Here is an 11,193-nt window from a genome sequence, read left to right on the forward strand (position 1 = left end):
TTTTGAAACGTTTCCATTTTGTTTTAATATAAATGGAAACGTTTCCTTTATTGGGTAAAGAATACCATTGGAAACGTTTCCTGTCAATATCAAAATGACTTATTTTTTTATTTTTTCTCCTGTCGTGTTTCCTTGGACAAATTTTACTGGCAAAACTACTCTTTCCGGCAAAGCTTTTTCTTCTATCATCTTAACCAATAATTCTACGGATTTCCGCGCCATATCAGGGATAGGTTGTGCAATTGTTGACAGTAAAAAATCTTTTTTTTGCGCGATTCGTATCCCGTCAAAACCAATAATTTGATAATCTTGAGGCGCTGTTCGTCCCAATTTCTCTAAAACTTTAATGACTTCTATTGCCATAAAATCATTTATTGCAAAAATACCATCAATATCAGGATTTTCAACAAAAAAGGCAGTTAGATGCGTTTCTAAATCTTGAATAGGTTCTAGCATATTTAAAATTTTTACATCTTTATTTTGCGAAGCACAAAAGCTTCCAAAGCCCTCTTTTCGGTTTTTGGTTTCATTTGGATAAGGTGAGTTCCCACCAATAAAAGCAAGTTTTTTTGCATTTCTCGTAATCAGTTCCTGGGCAGCTAACTGTCCACCAACAAAATTATCAGCAGTCACATAAGCTACTTTTTCCGAGAAATGTCGATCAATGCTGACAAAAGGAAGGTTAGAGGAAATATATTTGTCAATATCAGAATAGGTGATGCCAATAATTCCATCTACTTTGCTTTGTTTCAACATTTGAATATATTCTTTTTCTTTTTCTGCGTTACCATCCGAGTTACATAGAAATAATTTGTAGTTTAAATTGCTAAGCGCCTCTTCGACAAAATAGGTAAATTCCGAGAAAAAAGGGTGCCAAATTGTTGGTAAAATCAGTGCTATTGTATTACTTTTATTAGTCTTCAATCCCCTAGCATACTCATCAGGTTCATAGCCCAATTCTTCAATCGCCGCTAAAACTTTATCTTTTGTAATCTTTTTAACTCTGACACCATTTATAACACGAGAGACTGTCCCAACACCCACATTCGCAAGTTTTGCGACATCTTTCATCGTTGCTTTCATATCATCACTCCTTTATTTACTTATCATAACAAATAAAATGAAACGATTCCAATTTTTATATAAAATATGGCTAAGTGCTTTCAGTAAAATTTATATCTGACCGCTGCTTTTTTAATAAACTCTTCCGCTAGATTTTAAACGATAAGTACCTAAAACATTCACAACCCTCTCAAAACAAAAAAGCACCGCTATCCATGTAACGATAGCAATGCCTTATTATTTTACTTCCGATACATCTTAAATTCCAAAAATAGTTCATTGTAATGCGAAAGCATGCGCTTGCCAAGGTTGTCGTAAACTTCTAAATTGTCAAGTTCATTCATATCTGGATAAAAACGTTTATCTTGCGAGACTTCTTTCGGCAAAAGTTTAATGGCTGCCTTGTTTGGCGTCGCATAGCCGACATATTCCGCGTTGATTGCGGCGTTTTCAGGTTTTAACATGAAGTTGATAAATTGGTGTGCCCCGTCTACATTTTTAGCGGTCTTCGGAATGACCATGTTATCAAACCACAAATTGGATCCTTCTTTTGGAATAACGTAGTCTAAATCCTCGTTCTCACTTAGCATTTCAGACGCTTCGCCGGAAAATGTGACGGCCACACCAGCTTCATTATCGGCCATCAAAAGCTTGATTTCATCTCCAACGATTGCCTTAACATTTGGCGTCATTTTTTCTAGTTTCAAAAGAGCTTCCTCAAGGTGTGCCTCGTTTGTGTCGTTTAGCGAGTAGCCGAGGCTATTTAAGCCGAGCCCCATAACTTCTCGTGCGCCGTCAATGAGTAATATTTGGTTTTTGAGTTCTGGGTCAAAGAGCGAATCCCAGTTATCAAAATTTTTATCTGGAAACATCTTTTTGTTATAAATGATGCCAAGTGTACCCCAGAAATAGGGCATGGAATATTTATTGTCTTCATCGAATGAAAGATTCATGAATCGTGTATCTAAATATTTTTCGTTTGGAAGTTTAGTATGATCAAGCGGGATAAGTAAATTCTCTTGTTTCATTTTATTAATGGCATAATCACTTGGTACTGCAATATCAAATGTTGTACCACCCTGCTCAATTTTTGTCATCATCGCTTCATTCGAATCAAAGGTTTGATAGATGACTTTCATACCAGTTTCTTTTTCGAATTTTTTGATTAAAGCAGGGTCGATATAGTCACCCCAGTTGTAAATCGTAAGTGTATTACCGCCTGAATATCCTTCAGAACGGTTCATCATGGTTGCTAAAATCATCATTCCGAAAGCGAGAATGAGAACTGGAATAAAAATTTTAAGGAGTGCCTTCATTCTTTTGTCGCCCCCGATCTGATTCCTTTATTGCCATTTTTACGGTTAATGAAATAATAACCGATGACGAGCAAAATGGTGAAAAGGAAAATTAAAGTGGAAAGTGCGTTAATGGACAAGGAAATCCCTTGGCGCGCGCGCGAATAAATTTCGACAGCGAGCGTTGAGAAGCCATTTCCTGTGACAAAAAAGGTGACGGCAAAATCATCAAGCGAATACGTGAGAGCCATAAAAAAGCCTGCAAGTACGCCTGGCGCAATGTATGGCAAAATGACTTTCGACAACACATTCCACTGACTGGCACCTAAATCGCGAGCGGCATCGATGAGCGTTGGACTCATTTCTTGTAGCTTCGGTAAGACCATTAAAACGACAATTGGAATACTAAAAGCGATATGCGAAACTAGGACGGAAATGAAACCGAGCTTAATTCCTAAAATCGTAAAGAAAATTAGAAAACTTGCGCCAATAATAACATCAGGACTAACAATAAGGACGTTATTTAAGCTTAAAAGTGAGTTTTTCCCAAAAGGCCGTGGCATGAATTTGATTGCCAGTGCACCACAAACGCCAATTGCTGTTGCGATAACTGATGAAAGTAATGCGACAACAAAAGTATTTAAGACGATAATTAAAAGACGCGTATCGCTAAAAACTTCTTTATAGTAACCAAGTGTGAATCCTTTAAAACCATGCATTGTACCGCCAGAGTTGAAAGAGTAAAACATTAAATAAAAAATCGGTGCATAAAGCAAAATAAAGACGATGATAAGGTAAATATTCCCATAATTTCGCTTTTTCATTTACGGACACCTCGCTTCCGTTTTGAGCCAGTTAGGAACATAATTAAAATCATTGCAATGATTAAAAAGACGCCGATTGTCGATCCCATACCCCAGTCTTGTGTGACGAGAAAATGTTCTTCAATCGCGGTTCCAAGTGTAATGACGCGGTTCCCAGCGATGAGTCGGGTAATCATAAAAAGTGATAATGCTGGTATGAATACGGCTTGGCAACCTGATTTTACCCCGTCAGCAGTCAGTGGTAAAATGACACGCCAAAACGTCGTAAAGCCAGATGCACCTAAATCTTTAGATGCTTGGATGAGCGATGGACTTAATTCTTCAAGCGCGTTAAAAATGGGTAAAATCATGAATGGGATAAAAATATAGGTGGAGACGAATAGGAAACTAAAATCGGTGAACAAAATTTGTTTTTGCCCGATGCCAATAAGTTCCAAAAATTGGTTCGCAGCGCCATATGTCCCGAAAATCCCAATGAATGCGTATGCTTTCAAGAGTAAATTTATCCAAGTCGGCAAAATAATTAAAAGTAGCCACAATTGTTTATGTTTAAGTTTTGTTAGTAAATAGGCTGTCGGATAGGAAATTAAAAGTGTAAAAACGGTAATCAAAAACGCGTACCAGAAAGAACTTAGCGTCATTTTCATATAAACAGGTGTAAAGAAATGTACGTAATTACCAAACGTGAAATTACCATCCACATCGAAAAATGAGTAGTAGACGATGAGGAGAATTGGTGCGATAACAAATAGCACAATCCAGAGAACGTAAGGGACGAGATACATATTTCTTGCACGTTTCGTCATTACTCTACCTCGTCGTAGCTTTCTAGGCGTTTGTCGAATTCTGCTTCGGTTTCACCTAGTCGCATTACGTGAATAGCTTCGGCATCAAAAGTTAAGCCGATTTCATCGCCAATTTTAGCTTTTTTCGTTGTATGCACAAGCCATTCGTTGCCGTCCACATCGATGCAGCCCATTTCGTAGTGCACACCTCTAAATAAGAGCCAGTCTACTTTAACACGTAGCTGTCCTTTATCGGCGGCAGTAATTTCTAGGTCTTCTGGGCGAATAACGATTTCTACGGTTTCGTCCAGATTAAAGCCTTGGTCGACACACTCAAAATGACGGCCGACAAATTCCACTTCAAAATCTTGAATCATTTTGCCAGGGACAATGTTTGATTCGCCGATAAAATCCGCCACGAACCGATTAATTGGCTCGTCATAAATATCAATCGGCGTCCCGCTTTGCTGGATCTCCCCTTTATTCAAAACAAAGATTTCATCACTCATGGCAAGCGCCTCTTCCTGATCATGTGTCACGAAAATGAAGGTGATGCCTAAGCGACGTTGCAAGTCGCGGAGCTCATATTGCATTTCTGTGCGTAGTTTTAAGTCGAGTGCGGAAAGTGGTTCATCGAGTAGAATGACTTCTGGCTCATTAACGATGGCACGAGCAATGGCAACACGTTGACGCTGACCGCCACTCATTTCACTGATTTCGCGTTTTTCATAGCCAGAAAGATTGACGAAACGAAGTGCTTCTTTCACTTTCTCATCGATTACTTTTTTAGCTAATTTTTTAATTCTAAGTCCAAAAGCAACATTTTCATATACGTTTAAATGCGGAAAAAGCGCATAATCTTGAAAAACAGTGTTAACTGGGCGTTTATTCGCTGGAATCGCGTTAATTTTCTTCTCGTTTAAATAAATATCTCCTTCTGTCGCTTCTAAAAAACCTGCGATAAGGCGCAAAATCGTTGTTTTCCCGCAACCAGATGGCCCGAGAAGTGTATAAAATTTACCTTTTTCTATTTCAAAGCTGACATTGTCCAAAACTGGCGCATCGTCATCAAATTGTTTCGTTACATTTTCAAAGCGAATAATTGTATCTTGCACGCGTTATTCCTCCCTCACAAATACGAATCTGTTGCCACTAAAATGAGCATGGCAGGTTCTTTCCCGTCATTTATAATTTGATGCTCATCAGCTGCATGAAAATAAATCGTTTCATTTTGCTTTGCTTTATAAGTTTTGTCACCTAACTTCACAGTCACTGTCCCTTTTAGCACGTAAGCAAACGTTTCTGAAAGCGATGGTTCAAATTGTTTAAAACAGCTTCTAGCACTGATTTCCAGTAGAACAGGTTCCATTTCTTTTTCGTTCGATTCTGGTACGAGCCACTCAATTCGGTAGCCTTTCTCGGCATCCTCGTAAAAAGTTCGCTCCTCTTTATTATAAATTACCTTTTGTTGCCTTTCTTCTTCGTCAAAAAAATCTTTTGGTGATTGCCCTAATACTTCCAAAATAGCGAAAAGCGTCTCAATGGAAGGTGAACTAAGGTCGCGTTCTAATTGCGAAATATACCCTTTCGTAAGATCCGTTCGCTCACCTAATTCTTCTTGCGTTAAATTTTTACTCAGTCGTAAATTTTTAATTCGATTCCCAATTTCCATTCGCGCATTTTCCTTTCGTGAAGTTTAGTTATTCTAAACTCTAAAGCACACTTGTTTAGTGAAATTAAACTTTAGGTTTAGTAACAGCAAGACTCATTATACAACAAAGCATTTTGAACTTCAATAGCTTTTTTAAATAAAAAAATCCCCACCGAAAGTTAATCAAAAACTAACTCCCGAAAGGGATTTCACCATTTAATATTGTCTCACATTTGTGGCCTTATAATTCGCAATAAACGCTTCAATTTCGGCAAAATCATCGCTAAATAAAATATTGGCACGATCTTCTGCCGTCAAAAAACCGTCTTCTACCATTTTGTCATAAAACATTTGCACCAAGTGATAATAGCCTCCGGCGTTAAAAAAGATACACGGATTTTGATGCTCCAAAACACGCCCCCAAGAAACAACCTCTGAAATTTCTTCAAGCGTGCCTGGACCGCCTGGAAGTGCAATATAAACATCGGCAAGTTGCATCATTCTACTTTTCCGTTCATGCATATCCTTTGTAATAACAAGTTCGGTTAATTGGTCATGGGCAATCTCACGGTCCACTAAAAATTGTGGCATGACACCATAAACTTTTCTGCCAGCATTTAAAACGGTATCTGATACAATACCCATCAAGCCAACTTTACCGCCGCCGTATACCAGATTATGCCCAGAACCAGCTAACCACTGCCCTAATTGTGCGGCACTTTCAGCATAAACCGCCTTTTCGCCAACACTCGCACCGCAATACACTGCAATATTCAATCTTATCTCCCCTTACGCCATTTCTTCTTCCATCGTGTAGGTTTCAAGCATATTTAGATTTTGCCTCAAATCACGCGCTAAATCACGTGAGATACTACCATTTTCAAACATAGTTTGGATGTTGTCGCGCTCCATTTGAATGCCAAGCAATTCGATTTCGCGCGTTTTTTGATTTGCTTTTGGACGCTCGCCTGGCCGCATTTTTTCCTCACCAAGACGGTCAAGGAACATTTTATGCTCCGTAATGAGCGGCCCAATTAAATCCATATTTTTATCTGTAATTTGTACTTTCAAACGACGAATAACTAACTTTTCATTTTCCTCACGTAAAAACTTCATTTCCGCAAAAGCAGCTTGTTGTTTTTCCGATGTGTTTTCAGTTTTTAATTTCGCATCCCTAAATTTCTTCGGATGTAAAAGAAGTTTCAGTGCGCGTTTTGCAAACATTAAAAACGTTTTAGTTCGAGCAAAGAATTTTTGTTTTAAAGCCGATTCCATCATACCAAGATAGCTTTCATAACGGTAAACCGTGTTCGCACTAATTTGTTCATTATCTCGCAGTTCTTGCATGTTTTCGCGCTCCCAGCCGATAATTTCCAGGCGCTTCGCTCTTTCCTCATCTGACATTTTGCGCCTCGCCTCGCCTTGCTGGAGACTATGAATCCGGCCGCGATACTCCTGCATGACAAGCTCCGTTGCCGCTTTATTTTCAGGCGTAATCTGAGCATGCAAACCGCGAATGACATTTCGCAAAATCTTAATTTGCACTGCTCGCTCAAGCCGTAAATCGCCCACATTCGCTTCATTGCCATGCGCCAAAATTGGCAAAATAAACGTCGCAATCAAAAGCGAGCAAAGAATCACACCCGAAGCGATAAAAATAAGTAAATCTCTCTGCGGGAAACGCTCGCCATTATCTAAGAAAAAAGGAATCGATAAGGCGGTAGCAAGCGTTACAGCTCCCCGAACCCCAGAAAGACTTGTCAGTAAAGCCGTTCGTAACGCTGGCCGTTGTTTCGTCTTCCTCGCTTTACGAAAGTGGTCAAACTGCCAAAAGCCAAAAACCCAAACAAAGCGCAGTAAAATGAGCGCCGCCGTAATGAGTAAAATATACACTGTCACTTGTAAATTACTAATACCTGAGTCACGCCAAACCACTTCTGCGATAGACGGCAATTGCGTCCCTAAGATTAAAAAAACAAGTCCATTCAAAACGAATACAATAACCGACCACGTACTTTTTGAAACAACATTTAGTTTCACCTGTTGTGGATCCATTTTCTTTCCTTCAACCGCGTGAACAACACCAGCCGCAACGACTGCTAAAATTCCAGAAACATGAAGCTCTTCTGCAGCTAAGTAAATTAAAAACGGCGTTAAAATTTGGATGAGCATATGAAACGTTACATCTTCCATACCAAGACCGCGCACCCATTTTAAAAATAGAAATTTTAAAAGGCTAAGAATTAACCCAACTAGTACACCACCAATTGAAATGAAAAGGAAACTAAGTGAGGCATTAAACAAACTAAACATCCCTGTAACCATTGCAGCAATCGCAAATTGGAATGACACAAGACCTGATGCATCATTAATTAATGACTCTCCCTCTAATAAATTCACAATTCTTTTTGGCAAATGAATGCGTCCTGAAAGTGAGCCAACAGCAACCGCATCAGTCGGCGCTAGCGAAGCAGCCAGTGCAAAGGCGGCAGCTAGCGGAATAGTTGGTATCATCCAGTTCACAAAGTAACCAATAATAAGTACCGTAGCAAAAACTAAACCTAGAGCCAGTAACAAAATGGGTGTCCGAAGCCTCCAAAGCGCTTTCTTATCCGTTCTTTTTCCATCATTAAAAAGAAGTGGTGCAATAAACATGACTAAAAACAATTCTGGATTTAATTTTATTTCTGCGCCAATCGGTAAGAGAGCAATTAATATCCCGAGTCCAATTTGAATAAGTGGGACCGAAACAAATGGGATAAACCGGTTTAGTAAATTGGATATAAAAATAGCGACTAATAGTAGTAATACAAATAGGAATATCTCCAAGTTACTTCTCCTCCTCTAGAATATTATGCCCGAAAACGCAAAAACGCGCAAATAATTAACGAAGTTAATCATTCACGCATCGAACTAAATATTTTTTTCTTGCTCAGATTTATATTTTTCAATTTCATCATTCAAATTCTTCATCTTATCATCAAGTTCTGTCACAATTTTTGCCGCCGCACGAAGCTCGTTGACTAAATGCTCTGGCGCCTCTTGTTTATATTTATAATAAATCTTATGTTCTAAACTTGCCCAAAAGTCCATAGCAACTGTGCGAATTTGAATTTCAACGACAATTCGTTCTACACGGTTCGTCAAGAAAATTGGAACCTCACATAATAAATGCAAACTTCTGTAGCCATTCGGCTTCGGATGTGTGACGTAGTCTTTTTCGCGCAAAATCTTCAAATCATTTTGGCTTTCAAGCATCTCTTTAATTTTAAAAATATCTGAAACAAATGAGCAACTAACACGTATTCCAGAAATATCATGTACATGTTTCCTAGCATTTTCAGGTGTAATATCCACTTGCTTTTTTTCGAGTTTTGCACCGATACTTTCAAACGACTTTACACGCGATTTAATATGCTCCATCGGATTATAATCATGCAAAAACTGAAATTCTTCATTTAAAATTTTCAGCTTCGTATTGACTTCCTCAAGGGCAAAACGGTGCATTAACATGAGGTCCCGCCACTCTTTTAGTTCGTTTACTGAAGGTTGTTGTTCCACTAGTTAATCTCCTCTCAAACTTCTCACCTTCTATGTTACTACATTTTCCGGGAAAGTACTGCCAAAATGGAAAAAAATTTATGCAATTCTCATGAGATTTTTACTTTAATTGCGTTAAAAGATGAAAAACATTTTTCTTTATCTCTAAGTCTAAATTTCGATTTTGTTCGCTTGTAATCAAATAAAAAGGCCGACTCAAATCCGTTTGTTCTTGCGTCACGTGCTTTGAATGTGTGACGAATTTCGATTGCAGCGTGCGACCAAGTCCGAGCTCAATCGCCTGGTGAATGATGGCATTATGGTTAATCACCATTTTTTCTTCAGGTTGGATATTTTCCTCAAGTAAATACTGATCTGTATACGCTCGGATGCCAGACCCTTTTTCTCTGAAAATCCACGTTTTGCTTTCCGAGCTACCAAAAACAGCCATTTCATCCCACATAAAAATTTCCCGTTGCACACCTGGCACAATTTCTGGCGACTCTACAAGCCCAATATCGGCATCTAACATATGCACGGAATGGAACACATGACTCGAATTTTCAATAAAAAAATTAAAATCAATCTGCGGAAACTGCTCTTTTAATGGCTTTATAATTTGCGGCAAGAGAAAATCACCAATCGTTTGTGAGGCAGCAATTTTGAATTTCTTACGCTCAAAACCGTCAATACGCGAAAGCTCACTTAGCACTCCGCTCCAATTGTTCTTCATTTGCGTGGCTTTTTCATATAAGAAATCAGCCGCTTTTGTCGGCGTAATCCGGTTGTTACCACTTCGCAAAAACAGTTTTATTCCTAAATCACGCTCTAGCTTTTCAATATGCACGGAAATTGTCGGTTGCGAGATATAAAGCTTTTTCGCCGCTTTCGTGAAATTTCGCTCTTCGTAAACAGTCGTAAACGTCTCTAAAAGTTGAAACATCGCTTCTCCTCCTGATTAAAAAAAGAATTTACTTGCCAAAAATGAAAAGCCAAACAGCACAGCTGAACTAATGCTAGCCGCTAAAAACACATTGCCCCCACGCGCCCGAATAACCTTGAAATTCACACTCATGCCTAGTGCTGCCATCGCCATACCTAGAAAAATATATGCGGCACTCACAAGCCCGTTTAGTAACGCCGCGCCGAGTGGTAAAAATGTTCCTGCAACACTTGCGAGTAAGAACCCGACCATAAACCACGGGACTAGCAATTTGCGTTTTCCTTCTGCCCGACTTTCCTTACGCCCAAACCACATGCCAACGAAAATCGCAACTGGTGCTAACAAAATGACACGCGATAACTTCGTAATTAAAGCCGCATCAAGTGCTGCAGCACCGCTTGAACTTCCCGCTGCCACCGCATGGGCAATCTCGTGTAAAGACGCCCCGTTCATCACCCCAAATTGCGTTGCTGACAAACCAAGCCACGGCTTCAAACCAATTTCAATGAGTGTAAAAACTGTCCCTAAAATACAAACGACCGCAACCGCGAGCACCGAGTCATCTTTATTCGCCTTCACTTCTGGTGATACGCCCATGACAGCCGCTGCCCCGCAAATCCCGCAACCAGTTGCCGTTAGAATGGAGAGTTTTTCATCCACTTTAAATAAACGACATAAAAAATAGGTTAAAAAAATCATTCCTGTTACGACAACGAGTGCAAGCAAAATTGTTTTTACGCCTGACTCTGCAAGTACTTTTAAGTTGAGCCGAAAACCTAACAGAATAATACCTAACCGTAAAAATTTATTGGAGATAAACGCCATCCCTATTTCACTTTTTTGAATGACTGGTCTACTCACTTGAAAAAGCATCCCAAATAAAAGCGCAATAACAAGCGCCCCTATCAAACTAAAGCCTGGCAAAAGCGCCAAATATTTCCCCGCAAGCGAACAAATGAGTGTCACTCCCGCCGCAATCCAAAAACTTTGTTTCGTAAAAATCATTTTTATCCTCCTCAGTCCATATCTTACTTTTAGTATAAAAGATTTTCATAATTAAATAAAATAGTAATAATAAATGATTTTAATTATA

11 protein-coding genes are annotated in these 11,193 nt (G+C 39.1%); all 11 read right to left on the bottom strand.

The features are described 5' to 3' along the window. Positions 1-99 precede the first annotated feature (99 nt). Entirely contained in the window at positions 100-1,083 is a 984-nt protein-coding gene (locus tag R8923_RS06125) for a LacI family DNA-binding transcriptional regulator (RefSeq protein ID WP_485871875.1), read from the bottom strand. Positions 1,084-1,304: 221 nt separating this feature from the next. Further along, a complete protein-coding gene (locus tag R8923_RS06130) occupies positions 1,305-2,378 on the bottom strand; it encodes an ABC transporter substrate-binding protein (RefSeq protein ID WP_485871876.1) in 1,074 nt (357 codons plus the stop codon). After that, positions 2,375-3,181 (bottom strand): ABC transporter permease, encoded by an 807-nt coding sequence (locus R8923_RS06135; protein ID WP_485871877.1) that lies wholly within the window; start codon positions 3,179-3,181, stop codon positions 2,375-2,377. The genes R8923_RS06130 and R8923_RS06135 overlap by 4 nt, the downstream gene beginning before the upstream one ends. After that, a complete protein-coding gene (locus R8923_RS06140) occupies positions 3,178-3,987 on the bottom strand; it encodes an ABC transporter permease (protein ID WP_485871878.1) in 810 nt (269 codons plus the stop codon). Before R8923_RS06140 ends, R8923_RS06135 begins: the two co-directional genes overlap by 4 nt. Further along, positions 3,987-5,081, bottom strand: a complete 1,095-nt coding sequence (locus R8923_RS06145; protein WP_485871879.1) for an ABC transporter ATP-binding protein — start codon at positions 5,079-5,081, stop codon at positions 3,987-3,989. The genes R8923_RS06140 and R8923_RS06145 overlap by 1 nt, the downstream gene beginning before the upstream one ends. Before the next feature lie 14 nt (positions 5,082-5,095). Next, positions 5,096-5,638, bottom strand: coding sequence for a helix-turn-helix domain-containing protein (locus R8923_RS06150; protein WP_485871880.1), 543 nt, complete (start codon positions 5,636-5,638; stop codon positions 5,096-5,098). Between the two features lie 195 nt (positions 5,639-5,833). Next, positions 5,834-6,394 carry an LOG family protein gene (locus tag R8923_RS06155; RefSeq protein ID WP_485871881.1) on the bottom strand — a complete coding sequence of 187 codons (561 nt, stop codon included), beginning with the start codon at positions 6,392-6,394 and terminating at the stop codon, positions 5,834-5,836. Positions 6,395-6,406: 12 nt separating this feature from the next. Then, on the bottom strand, positions 6,407-8,446 hold the full coding sequence (locus R8923_RS06160; RefSeq protein ID WP_485871882.1) for a Na+/H+ antiporter: 2,040 nt from the start codon (positions 8,444-8,446) through the stop codon (positions 6,407-6,409). Between the two features lie 84 nt (positions 8,447-8,530). Then, positions 8,531-9,130 carry a GTP pyrophosphokinase gene (locus R8923_RS06165; protein WP_485871974.1) on the bottom strand — a complete coding sequence of 200 codons (600 nt, stop codon included), beginning with the start codon at positions 9,128-9,130 and terminating at the stop codon, positions 8,531-8,533. Positions 9,131-9,278: 148 nt separating this feature from the next. Continuing rightward, positions 9,279-10,100: a LysR family transcriptional regulator gene (locus R8923_RS06170; RefSeq protein ID WP_485871883.1), complete on the bottom strand. Its 822-nt coding sequence runs from the start codon at positions 10,098-10,100 to the stop codon at positions 9,279-9,281. 15 nt (positions 10,101-10,115) lie between these two features. Next, a complete protein-coding gene (locus R8923_RS06175) occupies positions 10,116-11,105 on the bottom strand; it encodes a YeiH family protein (protein WP_485871884.1) in 990 nt (329 codons plus the stop codon). Positions 11,106-11,193 lie beyond the last annotated feature (88 nt).

The organism is Listeria tempestatis (assembly GCF_963575625.1).
GTDB lineage: Bacteria > Bacillota > Bacilli > Lactobacillales > Listeriaceae > Listeria > Listeria tempestatis.

What these genes read in the sequence shown, in the direction of transcription:
- R8923_RS06125 (WP_485871875.1), bottom strand. Translation starts at nt 1,083, where the DNA reads ATGAAAGCAACGATGAAAGATGTCGCAAAACTTGCGAATGTGGGTGTT.
- R8923_RS06130 (WP_485871876.1), bottom strand. Translation starts at nt 2,378, where the DNA reads ATGAAGGCACTCCTTAAAATTTTTATTCCAGTTCTCATTCTCGCTTTC.
- R8923_RS06135 (WP_485871877.1), bottom strand. Translation starts at nt 3,181, where the DNA reads ATGAAAAAGCGAAATTATGGGAATATTTACCTTATCATCGTCTTTATT.
- R8923_RS06140 (WP_485871878.1), bottom strand. Translation starts at nt 3,987, where the DNA reads ATGACGAAACGTGCAAGAAATATGTATCTCGTCCCTTACGTTCTCTGG.
- R8923_RS06150 (WP_485871880.1), bottom strand. Translation starts at nt 5,638, where the DNA reads ATGGAAATTGGGAATCGAATTAAAAATTTACGACTGAGTAAAAATTTA.
- R8923_RS06165 (WP_485871974.1), bottom strand. Translation starts at nt 9,130, where the DNA reads ATGTTAATGCACCGTTTTGCCCTTGAGGAAGTCAATACGAAGCTGAAA.
- R8923_RS06170 (WP_485871883.1), bottom strand. Translation starts at nt 10,100, where the DNA reads ATGTTTCAACTTTTAGAGACGTTTACGACTGTTTACGAAGAGCGAAAT.
- R8923_RS06175 (WP_485871884.1), bottom strand. Translation starts at nt 11,105, where the DNA reads ATGATTTTTACGAAACAAAGTTTTTGGATTGCGGCGGGAGTGACACTC.